Raw genomic sequence first — 21260 nt, forward strand, 5'->3', positions numbered from 1 at the left:
ACATACAATGACACGAAATGAAGGCCAAGCCTCGGTTATCCTAGATAATGTCTGTAAGCTGATCCAGAAAAAAGTTCGCGCTGATAATGTGTTACTCGTTGAGAAATTCGCCAAAGCCTTGTACAGCAATATGTCTAAAGAGGATTTGGCAAACCGCAACGATAGTGACCTATATGGCGCAGCATTAAGCCTTTGGAACTCGCTAGAAAAAAATACTACCGACGACGCAGTTATCCGCGTTTTCAACCCTGAAGTGGCAAAAGATGGCTGGCAGTCATCACATACAATCGTAGAGATTATTACTAAAGACATGCCGTTTTTAGTTGATTCTGTTCGTATGGCCATGACTCGTGAAAATATCGCCTCTCACTTATTACTTCACTGCCCATTAAAAATTAAGCGCGATGAAAACGCTAAAATTTCTGGATTATCAAATTTAAAAGCAGAGCAAGAATCCTCATCTACTAAAACAGTATTTTTTATTGAAATTGACCGTCAAACAGATTCTTCTGTGATTGAGTCTTTCAAGAAAGAGTTAGAGTCGGTTCTTGTTGATGTATCAGTTGCTGTTGATGATTGGCAGCCAATTCGTAAAAAATTGATTGCAGTAACCAAAGAGTTACCTAAACGTCATCATAATAAAACGACAGAAGAAGTTTCAGAAACAACTGAGTTTTTAGATTGGTTAGCGAAAGATAACTTTACCCTAATGGGTTACCGTGAATATGAGCTAAGCCCAGTTCAAGGTGATTACCAATTAAAAGGTAAAATGGAATCAAGCCTTGGCTTGATGAAAAACTCTACTGAAGAACACACACGATTATTATCAGAATTACCAGAAGTTGCTCGCCAAGAAGCACGCAGCAGCAACCTACTGATCTTGACAAAAACAAACTCTGTTTCTCGCGTTCACCGTCCAGCTTACATTGATTACGTAGGTATTAAGCGTTTTGACGATGAAGGCAATGTAATTGGTGAAGACCGCTTTATTGGTTTGTTCTCATCAAGCTTTTACAATAACAGTGCTACTGATGTACCTGTATTAAAAAGTAAAATTAACCGCATTATGGAAATGTGTGATTTTGCTAAAGGTACACACGCTTACAAAGCTGTTTTAAATATTTTAGAAACCTACCCACGTGATGAGCTAGTTCAAGCGCGCGAAAGTGAGCTACTTGAAGTTGCTATGGGCGTTTTACAAGTACAAGAGCGCGATATGTGTCGCTTGTTTGTACGTAAAGATGCGTATGGTCGCTTTTTATCTTGCATGGTTTATGTTCCTCGCGAACGCTATAACACGGCTCTGCGTCGTGAAACGCAAGATATATTAGCTAATGCATTTAATTCTGACGATAAAGTCGAATTTACTACTTATTTCTCTGAGTCAACACTGGCGCGTACTCATTACACCGTTCGTGTGACCGACAACAAGATCGAATATAACGTGAAAGACATCGAAAACAATTTAGTAGAAGCTGCACGTACGTGGGAAGATAAACTTCAATCTGCACTTTTAGAGTCTGCGGGTGAAGCACGTGGTAACGATTTAAATCGTAAATACTGTAATGCGTTTGCACGCTCATACAAAGATGAAGTGCTTCCAAGTGCAGCGGTTGTTGATATCGAAAAGTTAGAACTACTTAGCGATGAAAACAAGCTAGAAATGCTGTTCTACCGTCCTCAAGAAGAAGCAAACAGTAATATTGTACGATTAAGCTTATTCCATAAAGATGAGCCAATTCACTTATCTGATGTTATGCCAATGCTTGAAAACTTTGGTCTGCGCGTTGTTGGTGAAACACCATATTCAGTTAAAACTAGCGATGGTCGTATTAACTGGATCATGGACTTCTCGATGCTTATTGACAGCAAAGGGATGGCAGACTTTGATAAAATTTCAGCACGTTTTCGCGCTGCATTAACAAATGTTTGGGGCAACCGCCTTGAAAATGATGGTTTTAACCGTTTAGTATTAATGGGTGGCTTAACTGGCCGCGAAGCCTCTATTTTACGTGCTTACGCTAAGTACATGCGTCAAATTGGTGTAACGTTCTCACAAAGTTACATTGAGAGCACATTTGCAAATTATCCAAACATTGCAGCGCAAATTGTTAATTTATTTGCTAAAAAGTTCTCAGTTAAGAGCCCAGCAAGTGCTAAAACACTTGAAAAGTTAAGTACGCAAATTTACTTAGAACTTGAAAATGTAGCAAACCTTGATGATGACCGCATTATACGTTTATACGTAGATATGATTGTTGCTACGCTACGTACTAACTATTTCCAAAAAGACGATGCAGGTCAGTTTAAGTCTTATGTTTCGTTTAAAATACAGCCTAGTTTAATTCCGGATGTACCGCTTCCTCTTCCTGCGTTTGAGATTTTTGTATACTCTCCGCGCGTTGAAGGTGTGCATTTACGTTACGGTAAAGTAGCGCGTGGTGGACTGCGTTGGTCTGACCGTCGTGAAGATTTCCGTACTGAAGTACTTGGCCTAGTTAAAGCACAACAAGTTAAAAATACAGTAATTGTACCTGTTGGTTCTAAAGGTGGTTTTGTATGTAAACAACTACCTAGTGAGCGCGAAGCGTTTATAAAAGAAGGCCAAGAGTGTTACAAAATCTTTATCCGTGGTCTTCTAGATATTACAGATAACATAGAGCGCGGTGAAGTAGTGCCAGCTCGTGATGTTGTTCGCCACGATGAAGATGATGCTTACTTAGTAGTTGCTGCCGATAAAGGAACCGCGACTTTCTCTGATATCGCAAACGGCATAGCTAATGAATACAATTTCTGGTTAGGCGATGCATTCGCATCAGGTGGCTCGGTTGGTTACGATCATAAGAAAATGGGTATTACAGCTAAAGGCGCATGGGAGTCAGTTAAACGACATTTCCGTGAAATGGATATCGATTGTCAAACGACTGACTTTACAGTGGTAGCTATAGGCGATATGGCTGGTGATGTATTTGGTAATGGTATGTTGTTATCTAAGCATATTCGTTTACAAGTTGCCTTTAACCATATGCACATTTTTGTTGATCCAAACCCAGATGCTGCTACTTCTTACCCTGAGCGCGAACGTTTATTCAATATGCCGCGTTCATCGTGGGATGATTACAACAAAGAGTTAATTTCTGCCGGTGGTGGTGTTTTCTCTCGTGCTGCTAAATCAATTACGCTTAGCCCAGAAATGAAAAAAATGTTGGGCACTAAAAAAGCAAGTATGACCCCAAATGAGTTAATGAAAGCTTCATTGATGATGGAGTTCGATTTACTGTGGAATGGCGGTATTGGTACATACATTAAAAACTCTAAAGAAACTGATGCAGATGTAGGGGATCGTGCAAACGATGCACTACGTATCAATGGTAGAGATTTAGGCGCTAAAATAATTGGTGAGGGCGGTAACTTAGGTGCAACTCAATTAGGTCGTGTTGAATTTGCAGCTAAGGGTGGTCGTGTTAATACTGACTTTATTGATAACGTAGGGGGCGTTGCCTGTTCAGATAACGAAGTTAACATTAAGATTTTACTTAATGGCTTGGTTGCTGAAGGTGACTTAACACGTAAACAACGTGATGAGCTACTTTATTCAATGACAGATGAAGTATCTGAATTAGTATTAAAAGACTGTTACCGTCAAACACATACTATTTCAATTACGCAGTCTAAAGGTACTTCAACGCTTAAAGAAAAGATTCGTTTTATTCATGCACTTGAAAAAGATGGCAAGTTAAACCGTGCTATTGAGTTCATTCCAAGTGATGAAGAATTGGCAGAACGTGCAGCCGCAGGTAAAGACTTAACTCGCCCTGAGCTTTCAGTGCTAGTGTCTTACGCAAAAATGGTATTAAAAGAGTCTTTAGTAAGTGATGAAATTACTGAAAACCCTTACTATCGTCAATTGCTTGTGAAGTCATTCCCACGTCCTCTACGTGAGAAGTTTAACGATGCGATGAACAACCATCCACTTCGTAAAGAAATTATTGCAACCAAACTTGCTAACAGCATTGTTAACGATATGGGTTTAAACTTCATGGTACGTATGCATGAAGAAACCGGTGCCAACGAAGCTGAAATTGCAATGTGTTACTCAATTGCTAGCGAAATATTTGAAATGCGCGATACATGGTCGTCTATCAGCGCACTGGATAATAAAATACCAGCAGCGGTACAAACTGAAATGCTTTACCAACTTCGTCGTACTGTTCGTCGTACTACGCGTTGGTTCTTACGTCATCGTAATAAGTCACAAACGATTGAACAAGGAATTGAATTCTTTGCGCCAACATTTAAAGATTTAAGCGATAATTTAAATACGTACATGATTGAAAAAGAAAATGACCGTATTGTAATTGAAGCTAATAAGTTAATTGATGCCGGCGTTCCTGCAGATATAGCTAAGCGTATTGTTTCGTTATCAAGCTTATTCTCTGTGATGGATTTAGCTGAGGTTGCTAATAATTCAGGTAAGAGTATTTCGATGGTATCGAATACTTACTTTAAACTAGGCGCGAGAATGGGTCTGCATTGGTTCTTAGAGCAAATAACTAAGCAACCAGTAGCAAATCATTGGCAAGCACTTGCTCGTTCATCTTATCGTGAAGAGCTTGATTGGCAGCAACGTACGTTATCTGAAGTGGTGCTAAATAGCTTTGAAGGTGACGAGAGCGATGTTGATAGTCAAATAGATGAGTGGATGGATAGCCAAGATTTATTACTTCAGCGTTGGAAACAAATGTTGGCTGAGTTTAAAACATCACAAAGCCACGACTTTGCTAAGTTCTCAGTTGCACTTCGTGAACTTATGTTATTAAGTCACAACTGTGATACATCAGGAAAATAATTTAGCTTTAATCAGTTATTTGTTTAGTAAATAAATAACTGATTGTTAAAATTGTTATACAATACCTCAGCCTTGTCTGAGGTATTTTTTTGTCTGAAATTTAAAAAGAGGATTATATTGATGTTTTATGATTTAGCTCGCCGTTTTATGTTTACCCGTGATGCGGAGTGGGCGCATGAGTTTGCACTTAATAATCTTCGTCGTTTTGCTAATACGCCTCTAAATATAGCTTGGTCACAAAGTGTTTCAGATAAACCCGTAAACTTTTTAGGTCTTGAATTTAAAAATCCAGTAGGGCTTGCCGCTGGCCTGGATAAAAGTGCAGAATGTATAGATGCATTTAGCCAAATGGGATTTGGTTTTATTGAAGTTGGAACGGTTACACCGCGTCCTCAAGTTGGTAATGATAAGCCACGTATTTTTAGACTTCCAGAGTCAAACGCAATTATTAACCGTATGGGCTTTAATAATAAAGGTGTTGATAATTTAGTCGAAAATGTAAAAGCAGCAAAGTACAGTGGCATACTCGGTATCAATATTGGTAAAAATAAAGATACACCTAACGAACAAGGTAAAGATGACTACATTCATTGTATGCGTAAAGTATTTGAGCATGCCTCATATATTACGGTAAATATTTCATCACCAAATACCCCAGGGCTTCGTGATTTACAATATGGTGCTGCACTTGATGATTTATTGCAAAGTCTTAAAAATGAACAGTTAGATTTAATTGCAAAGCATAATAAGCAAGTTCCTATGCTTGTAAAAATTGCACCGGATCTCGATCAAATACAAATAGAGCAAGTAAGTGAGTCACTTTTAAATAATAAAATTGATGGTGTAATTGCCACAAACACAACGCTTGAGCGAGCCGCAGTCATGGGGCAGCAATATGCACAAGAGGCGGGCGGTTTATCAGGTCACCCTGTTAGAATGCGCTCTACAGAGGTAGTAAGTGAGCTAAAACGCTTAACACAAGGTAAGCTACCAATCATCGGAGTCGGCGGTATTGATGATGCTACATCTGCAAAAGAAAAGTTAGATGCAGGCGCAAATTTAGTTCAGGTTTATACTGGGTTCATCTACAAAGGTCCACAATTGGTAAAGTCGATCGTTAACGGCTTATAAGGATCAGTTATCTAAGCTTTTGATCGTTAGCTAAATGTTCTAAGCAAACATTTTAAAAGTGGTCAAAAGCGGTTATACTCTGAGCAATAATTATTCAACATACCCAAGGAGGAGTAAATGTTACAAGCATCAAAGCAATGGCAGTGGATTACTTGTCCTGATAAAAATCGTTTGTTACTTGATTTAAATGACGACATGCAATTATGCACGCCTTATAAATTAAGACAGCTCACCGATTCTGTTTTTAAAAATCCACGTTTTAGTCTCGAAGATGCTGCATTTTACGAACAGGTTTATAATTATCTGGATGGATTTGAATTGTGGTCTGCGGCACAAATTTGTCAAATATCATTAAATGCGACTGCTGTTAAGTATCACTTAAAACCCGTTTTAGCAAAAAGTTGGTTTTTTGAAGAATACACAGGGACAGAACCAAGCGTAGAGGCAATAGTAAAATTAACATCTAAAGCGCAGTCAGGTGATTTTTTAATTGTAGAGCATTGTCCTGATGCATCTATTTGTTTGAATTTAAGTGAAACCTTTAAATTAGACGAAAACTTATCTTTAGCGCAATTTGAAGTAATCCGTATTTTGAATAATCGAGTCCACCCCATCCTAAATCAGCAATATCAAAGTCAAACCGCCTAACCAAATTTAAGTCTTAAGCGTGTCTTTATGGCGTGTTTGTCGCCCAACCTATGTTATAATCCTGCGCAATTAGCTATTAAGGGTTATTACTTTGCAATTTATCGCACTTACTTCTATCGGAATCGAAAATTTATTGGTTGATGAACTAACAGAACTTGGCGCAACCGTGTCTAAGCAAACTGTTGGTTCTGTTCGTTTTGAGGCTGACTCATTACTTGCGCAAAAGGTTTGTTTATCAACTCGTTTTGCAACGCGTGTGCTTATGCTTATTGAAGAAAAAGAAGGCGTAGATGACAAAAATAGCCTGTATAATTTTGCGCGCTCGCAACCTTGGCAAGAATGGTTTGGACCTACGCAAACATTCGCTGTCGACTTCAACGGTACCAATGACTCATTAAAAAACACGCAATTTTCGGGTCTTGTAATCAAAGATGCGATTGTTGACTATTTTAATGATTTATACGAGCAACGTCCTAACGTTGATAAGCAAGATGCTAACGTGCGCGTAGTTGCACGATTAAATCGTTACGGCGTATCGATGTATATTGACTATTCAGGTCCTCGTTTGTCAGAACGTGGTTACCGCCAAGGCCAAGGTAAAGCGCCTATTAAAGAGCACTTAGCTGCTGCATTAATTAAGCGAAGTGGCTGGCTTGAAAATGTAAAACAGCCTTTATTCGATCCATGTTGTGGTGCGGGTACTATTTTGATAGAAGCTGCCGGTATGGCACGAAACGAAGCGCCAGGATTATTCCGTGAAGGTTTTGCTTTTGAGCGTTTACCCAGTTTTAGAGCCGCTAAGTTTAAAGAGCTTAAAGAAGAGTTACTCGCTAATATTACTGATCCTAAATTGTGGTTAATTGGCCACGATTACGATGAGCAAGTATTAAGTAAAGCAATTGATAATGCTAAACGTGCAGAGCTTGACGACGTGATTAAGTTTAAGCAAAGTGATGCAACTAAACTTACAGCTGTTGCAAAATTACCGGGTGTTGTAATTTCAAACTTACCTTATGGTGAGCGTATTGGCTCTATGGCTGAGCTTGTTGATTTACACCGTAATTTAGGCGTTGGCTTTAAAAAGCACTTCAATCACTGGAAACTTGCCTTATTGGGTATGGACGAGAGCCTATTTAAACTTTTAAAACTTGTGCGCCTTAAGCGTTATAAATTTAAAAATGGCCCATTAGATGTTGAGCTTAACTTATATCAATTAGATGATAAGCAAGTAAGCTTGACTACAGATGACAAAAAAGCACTCAATTTTGAAGGCTCAACGTCATTCGCAAATAGATTGAAAAAAAATAAGCAAGGCTTAAAAAACTGGCTTAAACAAAATAAAATAGACGCTTACCGCGTTTATGAAGCGGATATTCCTGAATATAATGTTGCTGTAGATATTTACGGTGACTCTGCTGTAATTTTTGAATATGCAGCGCCTAAAGAAATTGATGAAAAAACATCAGAAAAACGCCTGCAAGACGTAATAAGTTTAACGGCTCAACAGCTTGAGATTTCACCTGAAAACATTGCTGTAAAAGTACGTAAAAAGCAGAAGGGCGAAGATCAATACACCGCTATGTCTAAACAAAACCGTACTATGGTTGTTGAAGAGTTTGGTGCTAAGTTCAAAGTTAATTTATTTGACTACTTAGACACAGGCTTGTTTTTAGACCATCGCTTAATGCGCCGTTATATTCAAGAAAATGCTAAAGATAAACGTTTCTTAAACCTTTTTGCATACACAGGTACAGCTTCTGTACATGCTGCTCTTGGTGGTGCTAAAGCCATTACTACAGTCGATTTATCAAAGACCTACTTAAAATGGGGCCAAGATAACTTTGATTTAAATGGTATTAGTAATACACGATACCGTTTTGAGCAAGCTGATTGTTTAAAATGGTTAGAGCACGCGACAGCACAATATGATTTGATATTTTTAGATCCTCCAACGTTTTCAAACTCAAAACGTATGAAAGACGCGTTTGATGTACAGAGCGATCACATTAAATTATTAACGTGGGTTAAAAAGATTTTAAGCCCATCAGGTACCTTAATTTTCTCTAATAACAAACGTGGCTTTGTGATAGATGAAGTTGGTCTGATTGGTTTAGGTTTAAAAGCCATTAATATTTCAGATAAAACGTTATCACCAGACTTTAAACGTAATAAAAAAATCCATAATAGCTGGTTAATCACACATGGCTAAATGGGTTTTATACCACACTGATGGTTGCCACTTGTGCGAGCAAGCTGAGCAACTTATCACTGAGGTACTTTGTGATACTAGTGAGTTATTACTAATCGATATTATGACTGATGAGCAGCTTATAGCTGAGTATCAAATTACTATTCCTGTATTAAAAAGTGAAAAAGGCGAGCAATTATTTTGGCCTTTTACTTTACACACTGTGCGCGAATTTTTAGCACAAGCAGAATAAGAGCAAATAAGAACTATGGATTTAATTAGAATTTTAAAAGCACAACTTGCTTTTGGTACGCATGCTTTGCTTAACAAAGCAGATGCCGTTATAGAAAGTGGCGAAAGAGTGTGTGTTGTTGGTCGAAATGGCGCGGGTAAGTCAACTCTATTAAAAGTGCTTGATGGCGAAGTTGTATTAGATGATGGTGAAATAAATCAGCTAGGCGGGATTAGAATTTCTCGTTTAGAACAAGATCCACCAAAAGGCGCAAATGGCACTGTATTTGATTACGTTGCGCAAGGTATGCCTGAGATTGCAAACTTACTAATTGATTTTCATCATGTAAGTAATGAGTTGCAAACAGTGTGTACTGATAAGTTATTAAACAAGCTTGAACGTTTATCAAATCAATTAGAAGCGGCTGATGGCTGGCGCTTTGATAGCCGAATTCAATTAGTGCTAACACAATTAGAATTAACGCCAGAAGCTAAACTTGAGTCTCTTTCTGGTGGTTGGTTACGTAAAGTAGCACTTGCACGTGCACTTGTTAGTGAGCCTGATTTATTATTACTTGATGAGCCAACAAACCATTTAGACATGGCAAGCGTCATGTGGCTTGAGCAATTTTTAAAAGAGTTTAAGGGCGGAATCGTATTTATATCGCATGACCGTGCGTTTATTCGCGCTGTTGCTACGCGTATTTTAGATTTAGACCGTGGTAAGCTTATTTCGTACCCTGGTGATTACGCTACGTACTTAGAGCAAAAAGCCCATGATTTAAAAGTAGAAGAAAGCCAAAATGCATTGTTCGATAAGCGTTTAGCCGAAGAAGAAACATGGATCCGCCAAGGTGTTAAAGCGCGTAGAACGCGTAACGAAGGTAGAGTTCGTGAGTTAAAGCAGCTTCGTACAGAGCGTAAGCAACGTGTTGATCAAGTTGGTAAAACTGATTTCAATATTGAAACAGCAGATCGCTCTGGTAAGTTAGTTTTTGAAGCTAAGAATCTTTGTCATGCATTTAAAGACAAAGTTATTGCTGATGATTTTTCTACACTGGTAATGCGCGGTGACAGAATCGGTCTAGTAGGCCCAAATGGTATTGGTAAAACAACACTATTAAAACTAATGTTTGGTGATTTAGAACCAGATAGCGGCATAACTAAGCAAGGTGTTAATTTAGAATTTGCTTACTTTGACCAATACCGTGAAAAACTTGACGAAGAAGCAACAGTTCAAGATAACGTTGCCGAAGGTAAACAAGAAGTGATGATGGGCGGTCGTTCACGCCATGTTTTAGGTTACCTGCAAGACTTTTTATTCCCTCCAGCACGCGCTCGAACTCCTGTTAAAGCACTCTCTGGTGGTGAAAAAAACAGATTACTATTAGCTAAATTGTTTTTAAAACCGTCTAATATCCTTGTTCTCGATGAGCCAACAAATGACTTAGACATTGAAACGTTAGAGTTACTAGAGGACATTATTAATCAATACCAAGGTACAGTGCTGATTGTAAGCCATGACCGTGAATTTATTGATAATACATGTTCAAGTGTATGGGCGTTTGAAGGTAACGGTAAAGTTACAGATATTGTAGGTGGCTATAGCGACTATGAGGCTTACGTTAACTATTTAGCTGAACAAGAAAAAAAAACGCAGCAGCAACCAGTAAAAAAAGTTGAAAAAGTAGTCGCTCCAGTTGCTAAACCTGCAGCTAAAGCAAATAAACTCTCTTACAAATTAAAACTTGAATTAGAGCAACTACCGAATAAAATGGAAAAACTAGAAGCTGAAATTGAAGCTCAACAAGCTGTAGTTAGTGACTCAGACTTTTTTAAACAAGAGAGTGATGTAACAACTAAAGCATTGAACCATTTGGCACAACTTGAGTCTGACCTTGAAGCTGCGCTTGAGCGCTGGGAAGAACTTGAAGAATTACAGAATCAGTAGTAAGGACTAAAATGAAATATAAATTACTCGCTGCCAGTATTTTAGCGACATTAAGCACTTCAGCAACAAGTGCTACGTACCAGTTAAGTGAATTAGGGACTCTTGAAGACGCTAAATATTCTTATGTAACAGATGTAAGCGAAAGCGGGCATATTATTGGTTTCGCAAATGGTTTATACAATTTACCTATTGATATCAGCTATATAGATTTTACTGAAAATATTATTGAAAATAGCTACGATAATACAGAGGCTGCATTTGAATTAAGTGATAAAGAGATTACCTTTACACTTGATGACATTGAAAATAATGATGCTGTACTCACTAATGCTGATGCGCATACTTTCATGGTTAGTTTTTTATCTTCAATTTCTACAAATTTTGAATATCAAAAATTAAGCTCATTAGTTGGCATAAAGTACAATGACACACAAGTAACAGAGCAACCGTTATTTGATGTTGCATCGGTTGATTATGATGGTTTAACGCGTTCAACTATTAACCTTTTTAATGCTGTAAGTGAAGACGGCGTTACTGTTGGTTGGGGCGGTGCTCCTTACGATAAAGTGTCTTTTACACCTGATGGTGAAGATGAAGCAGAAACGTGGTTCACACATGAGTTTATAGAGCGTGGGATTGTAATAAGCGCTGATGGCATGATCAAAGTTCCATTAGAACCAGAGTTTAATGAATACGGTGGCACAAGCCGCGCTAACGATATAGTCAAAACAAATAGTGGTTACACTGTTGTAGGTAATATCTCTACAAGTATTCCTGATGACAGACAAGATAATATTGATGATAACTGTGATAATGAAGACGAACCAACATCAGTGTGTATCAATTTATTAAATTCTAATATTTCACGAGGCTTATTTAATAAGCGTGCTGTTAAATGGGAACTTGACGAATCACTGAATGTTATTTCTGTTGAAGAGTTTGGTATGGCACTTACACCTGATGAAGGTGAAACGGAAGATGATGCATTTACAAGTACAGCTTTAGCTATTAATGCAATAGGCACTGTAGTTGGTTCATCAAATACGCGTTATTACAAAAATGATGATACGATTCTTACAATGCCAGTCTATTTTAAAGATGGTGCAGTCACTGACTTTATTAATCAAGAAGATGACTGGCAGGCTGGTAAATCAATCGCTATTAATGATAATGATGTAATTACAGGTTATGCGACAAAGCGTATTGAAGGTACTCTTCGTAATAAATTCTTCTATCATGACATCGAAACAGGTAATACAGTTTTCCCAACTGATTATTTCTCAAGCTCAAGTTCTTATGGTAACGATATAAATAATCAAGGGTATATTGTAGGCGAAGGTGAAGTGGGTGTATCTGATAGCTCAAGACTTAAAGAAGCCTTTATTTACAAAATTGGTGAAGATAAAATCACTAATCTAAACGATTTACTGCCTTGTTATGATACCGATGGCGAAACTGATTACGCTTATTCTATGGTTGAAGCAACAGCTATCAATGAAAATAATGAAATATTTGGCACTGCGACTAAGACAGTTGAAAAACTTGATTCTTTAGGCGGTGTTGTAACTGATATCAATGGTGAAATTGAATACGAGAGTATTGCTATTGCAGTTAAATTAACGCCAATTGCAAACGGTGAAGTAGAAAACTGTGCTCCAGTAGAAGCAGAAGTGTATGAGCGTAACTCTGCTAGCTTTCCTTGGTATACATTATTGCTATTACCATTAGTTGGCTTAAGACGTATATTTCGCTTTTAAAGTTTACTAATATTGATTATAAAAAACCAACTTAATAAAGTTGGTTTTTTTTCGTCTATAATATTTTATAAGATTAGTATTACAGTGGTTATTTAGTTTTAAGGCTACTAATTATTTCGCGATAACCATGCTTTTTTAACAGAACGGCGCCAAATAATATCAATACCAAAATAGCCGATAATTGATGCAATAGAAGCACATACTAACGAACCTAGTAAAAATGCAGGACCAATAGTTTCTATGCTCTCTAGAAACCAAGACCAACTAGCTTCGAATACAAAGTGTTGCTCAGGCTGATTAAGTATTAATGTACCCACTAAGTATGAGCCATAAAAAATAGGTGGCATAGTTAAAGGATTTGTAAGCCATACTAATGCAACTGAGATAGGTAAATTAACTCTAAATAATATAGCGCCGGCTGCTGCTAAAACCATTTGAAAAGGAACAGGGATGAAAGCAAAAAATAACCCGACTGCAAATGCACCTCGAGCAGAACGTCTATTTAAATGCCAAAGATTTGCATCTTGTAAAAGGCGTCCAAATATTCTTAGTGATTTATGATGTCTAATTTTATTTGGATCAGGTAAAAATCTTTGGATCGTTTTTTTAGCCATTTAAAGCAACCATTTACATCAGTGTGGATAAGTCTTGGGTTTGTAATTGGCTGTATAGCAACCGTATTTTATTATCAAACTCTCGAATTTACAGTATTCACAATTTTCATTGTTATAGTGAGCGCTTATTTTAAGCCGTTTTTAAATGTATTGTTAGGCTTTATTTGTGCAATTTGCTTCGTTGGTCTGCATTTTTACGTTTTTTATAGTTTTGAAATACCAAAACCGGATGAAAAGTATGCACTTGATTCTACATTAATTGTTGAAGAGGTTATTTCTGACAAAAAACCTCAATATATTAAAGTTAAAATAGTGGCATTAGAAGGGAGTGATTTTTCGGATTTTAGAGCACCCAAAGCAATGCTCAGTGTTAATTCTGCACAGCCTTTAATAGTAGGTGATGAATTTTCTGCTTTAATTCATTTAAAACATTTTCGTAGTAATAAAAATTTTAATGTATTTGATAATGAACGTTATGCTTTTATAAGTAGAATATTATTTAAAGGTAAAGTGCTTAATAAAAATCTTAATATTATAAATAGCGACAAACAAAGCATAATTTTAGATTATCAACACTTCCTTAAAAACACTTATACGGATACAAAACTACAGTGGCTCTATTATGCATTGCTTAGCGGTGAAAAATCTTTGATGAGCTACGCTGATAAACAATTAATGCAATCTCTTGGGCTAAGTCATTTACTTGCTATATCGGGGTTACATATTGGTTTGATTTTTAGCTTCGGTTATCTATTTACTCGATTCATTTTTGCAAAAATTAATTCTTCGATCGGGCAATCATTCAACCTGACTCTTTATTACAGTTCATGCGGATTTTTAGTAGCCTTGGTTTATGTGTACTTAAGTGACTTTTTAGTATCGGCAACGCGAGCGCTTATCATGCTGGGTTGTTATTTATTATTGTATTTTCTTGCTAAGCAGCCGCTGCGTTGGCGGAGCATTTTATTTGCCTTGGTTATTGTTCTTATTGTTAACCCATTTAATTTACTCAATCCAGGTCTCTACTTTTCATTTTTAGCGGTTGCTATCATTTTTACAGTTATTAATAAATTACCAATATTAAACACTCGCATAAAAAACAAAGTTATTTCACTGTTTGTTATTCAAATAGCGTTATTTATTGGTTTATTGCCACTTTCACTCTATTTTTTTAATGGGGTAAGTATTGCAGGTTTGATAATAAACTTAATTGCTATACCGCTGCTTTCAATCATTATCTTACCTTTTTTAATTGTTTTTACATTACTGAGTATTTTCTTAGATATAAGTATTTTAATAAACCTGTTTGATACTGGCTTATATGCGCTATTTAAATTGCTTAATGAAATACCAGAATCGTTAAGGTGGATAACGACTGGCAGAATTGACTCAATATTTGTCGTTTTTACTTATATTATTATGTTGATGGTTTATTTTCTTCCTTATAAATGGCTCGCTTTTATTCCAGCAATAACGCTTTTATTAAATTATTGGCTAACAGAAAAGTCTAAGTGGCAACTACATGTATTTGATGTAGGGCATGGACTTATGGCATTAATTGAAAAAGATAAACAAGTGCTTATTTATGATTTTGGCCCCAGTTATTTCAATCGCTTTAGCCGTACGCGAAGTATTTTATTGCCTTATATTAAAGCAAATAATTTAACAGTGAAAACGGCGATTCTAAGTCATGAAGATAATGATCACGCTGGAGGATTACAACATTTCATAGATGCTGGATTTGGTGAAACATTACAACAATTTCATCCTAAAAATACACATAATGTATGTGAAGTCATAAACATTGATTTTGCTGGATTAAAAGTACAAAGCTTTAGTACAAAAGGGTTTGGAAATGAAAATGATGATTCATGCGTTGTTAGGGTATCAGATAATACTCATAGCGTGTTACTTACCGGTGATATATCAAAGGTGCGTGAAGCATCGCTATTAGCGGATAATAAATCGTTGAAAAGTACAGTAATGTTAAGCCCGCATCATGGCAGCGATACATCCTCAAGTGTTAATTTTATAAATAACGTTGCTCCCCAAGTAGTTATTCATTCAAGTGCCTATAAAGGGCAATGGGAATTCCCTAAGCCTCTTGTCGTCGAACGTTATAACCAAATAAACGCTCAGCAATTTACGACAGGCGTTGAAGGGCAAATTAGTATTAAATTTTATGCAAAGAATTTGGCTATAGAAACAGCAAGAGGGCAGGAAAGTTACTGGTTTATCAAAGATTGACGTTTAGTTTTATCTCATCGGAGGATACAATACAGATTGTTACTGTATTTAGAGAGTGTTATGGATCAAAGTACTACACAAATTTATAAACGTCTTGTCTCATATGTTGGCACCTACAAAAGCGTCGCATTTGTCGCAATTATTGGGATGATAGGCTATTCAGCAATGGATGCTTTATTTATTCAATTAATGAAGCCGTTTATTGATCAAGGTTTGAACCAGCGTAATACAGAAGTTTTAAAGTACGCTCCTTTTGTCGTTATCGCGTTAGTTCTAGGGCGTGGTGTTTTTAACTTTATGTCTTCCTACTGCTTAAGTTATGTAGGCTCCCAAGTTGTACGTTCTTTACGCCAAGAGTTATTTGAGCACATATTGCACTTACCCGTTTCTTTTCATGACAAAAACTCAACGGGAGATTTAATTTCAAAAATCACATTTGATACAGAACAAGTTCAACAGGCGATTACTAAAGCCTTGCTAATACTTGTACGTGAAGGGGCATTTGTTGTATTTTTACTTGCGGTAATGTTCTATACCAGTTGGCAACTATCACTGATATTTTTAGTGATCATCCCACTTGTTGCTATTATTGTCGCCGTCGTCTCTAAACGTTTTCGCCACATTTCTAAAAACATTCAATCTGCCATGGGGCAAGTTACCCGTAGCTCAGAACAAATGCTGAGCGGACATAAAGTTATTCATGGTTTTGGTGGTCAAGATCAAGAGATTAATCACTTCTCGAAAATTAATAATCATAATCGTCAGCAACGTATCAAAATGGACGCAACTAAAGCGCTTAGTGTGTCTATAATTCAAATTTTAGCGGCAAGTGCCATGGCAGTTATTTTGTGGGCGGTGTCGTTGCCATCAATGATTGATACGATTACATCTGGTGACTTCATGGCATTAATTGCCTCAATGATGATGTTATTACGTCCGCTAAAACAACTTGCCAATGTGAATAGTGATATGCAACGTGGTATCTCTGCAGCGCAAAGTATATTTTTAGTTTTAGACGAAGAAATGGAAAAAGATACAGGCACTGTTTCGGTTGATAAAGTTAAAGGTTTAATTGAAGTTAAGAACGTAACCTTTAAGTACCCAACGAAAGATGAAGCCGTATTAAACGATTTGTCGCTAACGATTGATGCGGGTGAAAGTATTGCCTTAGTAGGGCGCTCAGGCTCTGGTAAGTCAACAATTTCTAACTTGTTACCCCGCTATTATGATTTAGAACTACCGAGTGAAATTTTACTTGATGGCATAGCACTGCAGGACTATAAATTAACTGATCTGCGTCGCCAATTTGCTTTAGTCTCTCAGCAGGTTGTGTTATTTAACGATACGATTGCCAATAATATTTGTTATGGCATAAAGCACGATGTCTCTGTTGAAGAGTTAGAACAAGTTGCCAAACAAGCGCACGTGTGGGAATTTGTTAAAGACCTGCCAGAGCAATTAAACACCATGGTAGGCGAAAATGGGGTAATGCTCTCAGGTGGTCAACGCCAGCGAATAGCGATAGCGCGTGCAATATTAAAAGATGCACCTATTTTGATTTTAGATGAGGCAACGTCAGCACTTGATACCGAATCTGAAAAGCTTATTCAGCAAGCGTTAGAAACGTTAATGAAAGATAAAACCTCTATTGTTATAGCACATCGCTTATCTACTATTGAAAACAGTGACCGAATTTATGTTATTGATAACGGTCGTGTGATAGAAAGTGGCGATCATAGTAGCTTATTAGCAAATGACGGTACTTATTCAGCACTTTGCAAAATGCAGTTTGGTGATCAGGCGTGAGCAAAATAGAGCAGAGCTGGTATAAACCATTTGGTCTAATTACTTTATTGTTATTACCATTAAGTGCTTTGTTTTGGGTTGTATCGGCATTTCTAAAACTCTTGTACAGCGCTAAAATACTTAAACCTTTTGAGTGCAAAACGCCTGTTATTGTAGTCGGCAATATAAGTGTAGGCGGCAATGGTAAAACACCTTTTGTTTTGTGGTTGTATGAGTATTTGACCGAGCAAGGTTTATCAGTGGGTATTATTAGTAGAGGTTATGGTGGGCAATCAGATAATTACCCGCTGTTAGTCACTTCAGTTGTTGACGCCCAACAGGCTGGAGATGAGCCTGTGCTTTTATACCATCGTTTAAAGTGCCCAATAGCAGTTGGCCCTAATAGACAGCATAATATCGATTTATTAGAAAAAAATTATACGCTAGATGTCATTATTTCTGATGATGGGATGCAGCATTATAAAATGCCTCGTAGCATTGAGTGTTGTATTGTTGATAGTGAACGCCGCTTTGGTAATGGTTTTGTTATGCCCGCAGGGCCACTACGCGAAACAACTAAACGCTTACAAAGTGTTGATATAGTAATTGAAAATGGCGGGGAGGCTAATAATAGCTACGTGCTGCAAGTAAGTAACCTTCGCTTAGTTAATTCAGGTGATGATGCAAAACATACGGTAACTCACGCACATGCAATAAGTGCAATTGGGAACCCTAAACGGTTTGAAAACTCATTAGAAGCACAAAATATTAAGCTATTGTCGACTCATCATTTTAGAGATCATTATGCTTATACAGCAGATGATTTTACCCAGTTTGGTGATGATTGCATTATAATGACCGAAAAAGACGCGGTTAAATGTAAGTCCTTTGCAAAACCTAATTGGTATTATTTACCTGTAGATGCAGAGCCTTCCGATAGCGTAATAAACACATTAAATTCATTATTAAAAGAAAAAGGAATACTCAATGGCCTTTGATACAAAATTACTCGAGATAATTGCTTGCCCAGTTTGTAAGGGTAAATTACGCTTTGATAGAGAAAACAACGAACTAATTAGTACTGCAGCTAAGCTTGCTTACCCCGTTCAAGATGATATTCCAGTATTGCTTGAAAACGAAGCACGTGAGTTATCTTTAGAAGAGGTTGAAAAGTGGAATTCGTAGTTGTAATTCCTGCACGTTTTGCATCAACTCGACTACCTGGTAAGCCGCTTGCTGATATTTGCGGTAAGCCAATGGTTCAACATGTTTACGAAAAAGCATGTTTATCAGGTGCAAGTAAAGTGGTTATAGCAACCGATCATCAAAAAGTGTTTGATGCAGTAAGTTTATTTACTAGTGATGTTGTAATGACTCGCGAAGATCACCAATCGGGTACTGAGCGTTTAGCCGAAGTAGTTGATTTACTTGATCTCGACAGCAATACAATTGTGGTTAATGTACAAGGCGATGAGCCCTTACTTGCGCCAGAAAATGTATCCCAAGTTGCTGCACTATTAAGTGATTCAACAGCACCAATGGCAACGTTAAGTGTTGCTATTGAAGAGCGTGATGAAGTATTTAATCCTAATGCCGTTAAAGTGGTTAGCGATATAAATAAAAATGCGCTGTATTTTTCTCGTGCAAGTATTCCGTTTGATAGAAGCACAATGATGAATGACAGCAGTGCTCTTAATTTAGCGCCATTTCAGCGCCACGTAGGTATTTATGCGTACAGAGCGGGTTTTATTAAACAATATATAGAATTGAGCGTATCGCCACTTGAGCTACTTGAATCGCTTGAGCAGTTACGTGTGTTGTATCATGGTTATAAAATCAAAATAGAACAAGCTCAAATAGCCCCTCATGCAGGTGTCGATACGCCCGATGACTTAGCTAAAGTGATAGCGCATATTAAAAGTAAAAACGTGTGAGTGAGCAAGTAAGTAAGATATTAAAAGTTGTTTATACACATAACGATTTTTATATTTTAGAAAAGCCAGCGGGTCTTAATTTTCATTCAGAAGAGGGCCCCGGTTTTGTTGTGTTAGCCGAACAACAATTATCGCAAAAGCTTTATGCCGTTCATCGTTTAGACAAAGTGACATCAGGGCTGATTATTTTAGCGCGAAACAAAGCCGCTGCGGCCAGCTTTACTGTTATGTTTACTGAGCATGCGATTGCTAAATTTTATTTAGCAATTAGTGACGCTAAACCAAAAAAGAAGCAGGGGTGGATCAAAGGCGATATGGCTAAGTCTCGCCGTGGCTCGTTTAAGTTACTAACGAGTAAGCTTAACCCTGCAATCACCCGATTTTATTCGCTAAGCTATAAGCCTGGGTTTAGAGGGTATATTTTAAAACCTTACTCAGGAAAGACGCATCAATTAAGAGTGGCACTAAAAAGTATTGGCTCACCTATTTTAGGCGATGCAATGTATGCAGGTACGTCTTCAAATCGTACCTATTTACATGCATATGCGTTGAGCTTTTTATGGCAAGGTGAACAAATACAGCTAACTTTATTACCCGATAATGGTGATGAGTATTTGGCGTTAATTAAACATCAAGATTTTCAAGCATGGCAATCGCCATGGCAACTGGATTGGTAAATGAGCGAAAAAGTTACAGATATACGTTTTGGCGGAATTAAGCGTTTATATGGTCATCAACAGTTTGATTGGCTTCAAGAAGCACATTTTTGTGTAGTAGGGATTGGTGGTGTAGGGAGCTGGACAGCAGAAGCACTTGCACGTACTGGTGTTGGTAAAATAACATTGATTGATTTGGATGATATTTGCGCGACTAACGTCAATAGACAAATTCATGCGTTAACGGGCACTATTGGTCAAGCTAAAGTAGATGCAATGAAAGCGCGCTGCGAGCTTATTAATCCACAGTGCCAAGTTAATGTGATAGATGATTTTATTACGCTTGATAATATTCAAGAGCATATTCAAGGTTTTGATTATGTGATTGATTGTATTGATGCAGTTAAAGAAAAAGCAGCATTAATTGCTCACTGTAAACGTAATAAACTACCTATAATTACAACTGGTGGTGCTGGCGGGCAAACAGATCCTAGCCAAATAACTTTTGGTGATGTAGCCAAAACTACGCAAGACCCATTACTTGCAAAAGTGCGCTATATTTTGCGCAAGCAATATAATTTTAGTAATAATCCTAAACGTAAGTTTAATATTGATTGTGTTTACTCAACAGAGCAACTGGTTTACCCAGGAAGCGATGGCAGTGTATGTCATGCTAAGCAAAGTGCTGATGGCACGATGAATATGGACTGTAATAATGGTTTTGGTTCTGTGACTATGATCACAGGAAGCTTTGGTTTTTTTGTTGCGGCAAAAGCGGTGCGTAAATATCTAGATAAAAAACAACGCTCACAAGCTTAGTTTTTGCTAACTAAGCTTGTGTTGTGCCATGGTTTGTATTTTATCAACCATGGCTTTAATACCATTACCACGTGATGCGCTTAAGTGGCTTATAAGGCCGAGCTTTTCAAATTCTTCATACGCATTTTTATTCACTACTTGCTCTGGTGTGAGGCCATTGTAAAGCGCTAAAATAATGGCTAATAATCCTTTTACTATACGTGTATCTGAGTCACCAATTACAACAAGTGTATTTTCTGTTAAATCAAATTCAACAAACATCCATACTTTGCTTTCACAGCCCGGTACAAGTGCATCATCAGTCTTCAAAACATCAGCTAAAACAGGTAAAGTTTTTCCTAAAAGCATTATCTCACGATATTTTTGCTGCCAAGCGGGCGCATTTTTTATAGATTCTGTGACTTTGTTAAACGTATTTGTCATGAGTTATCCTAATTAATTCTATTAAAG

General features: G+C 37.3%; 16 protein-coding genes. 14 read left to right on the top strand and 2 right to left on the bottom strand.

Annotated features, from left to right (window positions below):
• Nucleotides 1-7 precede the first annotated feature (7 nt).
• The 7 genes from I6F42_RS03855 to I6F42_RS03885 all read left to right on the top strand — a co-directional run bounded on the left by I6F42_RS03855 (nucleotide 8) and on the right by I6F42_RS03885 (nucleotide 12755).
• The gene (locus I6F42_RS03855) at nucleotides 8-4849 is read left to right on the top strand and encodes an NAD-glutamate dehydrogenase (protein WP_197150996.1); all 4842 of its coding nucleotides are present in this window, start codon (nucleotides 8-10) and stop codon (nucleotides 4847-4849) included.
• A 120-nt stretch (nucleotides 4850-4969) separates the two neighbouring features.
• Entirely contained in the window at nucleotides 4970-5980 is a 1011-nt protein-coding gene (gene pyrD / locus I6F42_RS03860; RefSeq protein WP_197150997.1) for a quinone-dependent dihydroorotate dehydrogenase, read from the top strand.
• Nucleotides 5981-6097: 117 nt separating this feature from the next.
• A complete protein-coding gene (locus I6F42_RS03865) occupies nucleotides 6098-6628 on the top strand; it encodes a cell division protein ZapC (RefSeq protein WP_007586900.1) in 531 nt (176 codons plus the stop codon).
• A 91-nt stretch (nucleotides 6629-6719) separates the two neighbouring features.
• Nucleotides 6720-8837, top strand: coding sequence for a bifunctional 23S rRNA (guanine(2069)-N(7))-methyltransferase RlmK/23S rRNA (guanine(2445)-N(2))-methyltransferase RlmL (gene rlmKL, locus I6F42_RS03870; protein WP_007586899.1), 2118 nt, complete (start codon nucleotides 6720-6722; stop codon nucleotides 8835-8837).
• Complete coding sequence (locus I6F42_RS03875; RefSeq protein WP_166376836.1) at nucleotides 8830-9069, top strand: glutaredoxin family protein; 240 nt, start codon at nucleotides 8830-8832, stop codon at nucleotides 9067-9069. Before rlmKL ends, I6F42_RS03875 begins: the two co-directional genes overlap by 8 nt.
• A gap of 15 nt (nucleotides 9070-9084) precedes the next feature.
• Nucleotides 9085-10998 (top strand): ABC transporter ATP-binding protein, encoded by a 1914-nt coding sequence (locus tag I6F42_RS03880; protein ID WP_197150998.1) that lies wholly within the window; start codon nucleotides 9085-9087, stop codon nucleotides 10996-10998.
• A gap of 11 nt (nucleotides 10999-11009) precedes the next feature.
• Nucleotides 11010-12755 (top strand): DUF3466 family protein, encoded by a 1746-nt coding sequence (locus I6F42_RS03885; RefSeq protein WP_197150999.1) that lies wholly within the window; start codon nucleotides 11010-11012, stop codon nucleotides 12753-12755.
• Nucleotides 12756-12862: 107 nt separating this feature from the next.
• Here I6F42_RS03885 and I6F42_RS03890 read toward each other — a convergent pair whose 3' ends face one another.
• A complete protein-coding gene (locus I6F42_RS03890; protein ID WP_007586895.1) occupies nucleotides 12863-13369 on the bottom strand; it encodes a DUF2062 domain-containing protein in 507 nt (168 codons plus the stop codon).
• Here I6F42_RS03890 and I6F42_RS03895 point away from each other — a divergent pair.
• Genes I6F42_RS03895 through tcdA form a run of 7 tightly spaced genes read left to right on the top strand, consistent with a single transcriptional unit; the run spans nucleotide 13349 to nucleotide 20810 of the window.
• A complete protein-coding gene (locus I6F42_RS03895) occupies nucleotides 13349-15616 on the top strand; it encodes a DNA internalization-related competence protein ComEC/Rec2 (protein WP_197151001.1) in 2268 nt (755 codons plus the stop codon). The genes I6F42_RS03890 and I6F42_RS03895 overlap by 21 nt on opposite strands.
• Before the next feature lie 60 nt (nucleotides 15617-15676).
• Nucleotides 15677-17422 carry a lipid A export permease/ATP-binding protein MsbA gene (gene msbA, locus I6F42_RS03900; protein WP_197151003.1) on the top strand — a complete coding sequence of 582 codons (1746 nt, stop codon included), beginning with the start codon at nucleotides 15677-15679 and terminating at the stop codon, nucleotides 17420-17422.
• Nucleotides 17419-18399 (top strand): tetraacyldisaccharide 4'-kinase, encoded by a 981-nt coding sequence (lpxK, locus tag I6F42_RS03905; protein WP_197151005.1) that lies wholly within the window; start codon nucleotides 17419-17421, stop codon nucleotides 18397-18399. Before msbA ends, lpxK begins: the two co-directional genes overlap by 4 nt.
• Nucleotides 18389-18586, top strand: a complete 198-nt coding sequence (locus I6F42_RS03910; protein ID WP_002961789.1) for a Trm112 family protein — start codon at nucleotides 18389-18391, stop codon at nucleotides 18584-18586. The genes lpxK and I6F42_RS03910 overlap by 11 nt, the downstream gene beginning before the upstream one ends.
• Entirely contained in the window at nucleotides 18574-19335 is a 762-nt protein-coding gene (gene kdsB / locus I6F42_RS03915) for a 3-deoxy-manno-octulosonate cytidylyltransferase (protein WP_024592577.1), read from the top strand. Before I6F42_RS03910 ends, kdsB begins: the two co-directional genes overlap by 13 nt.
• The gene (locus I6F42_RS03920; RefSeq protein ID WP_197151008.1) at nucleotides 19332-20012 is read left to right on the top strand and encodes a TIGR01621 family pseudouridine synthase; all 681 of its coding nucleotides are present in this window, start codon (nucleotides 19332-19334) and stop codon (nucleotides 20010-20012) included. Before kdsB ends, I6F42_RS03920 begins: the two co-directional genes overlap by 4 nt.
• The gene (gene tcdA / locus I6F42_RS03925) at nucleotides 20013-20810 is read left to right on the top strand and encodes a tRNA cyclic N6-threonylcarbamoyladenosine(37) synthase TcdA (RefSeq protein WP_182724426.1); all 798 of its coding nucleotides are present in this window, start codon (nucleotides 20013-20015) and stop codon (nucleotides 20808-20810) included.
• A 6-nt stretch (nucleotides 20811-20816) separates the two neighbouring features.
• Here the strand turns inward: tcdA and I6F42_RS03930 are convergent, their stop codons facing one another.
• Nucleotides 20817-21233 carry a SufE family protein gene (locus I6F42_RS03930; protein ID WP_008172666.1) on the bottom strand — a complete coding sequence of 139 codons (417 nt, stop codon included), beginning with the start codon at nucleotides 21231-21233 and terminating at the stop codon, nucleotides 20817-20819.
• Nucleotides 21234-21260 lie beyond the last annotated feature (27 nt).

Origin of the sequence: Pseudoalteromonas sp. SWYJZ12 (genome assembly GCF_015864395.1) — a bacterium.
GTDB classification, from domain to species: Bacteria; Pseudomonadota; Gammaproteobacteria; order Enterobacterales; family Alteromonadaceae; genus Pseudoalteromonas; species Pseudoalteromonas arctica.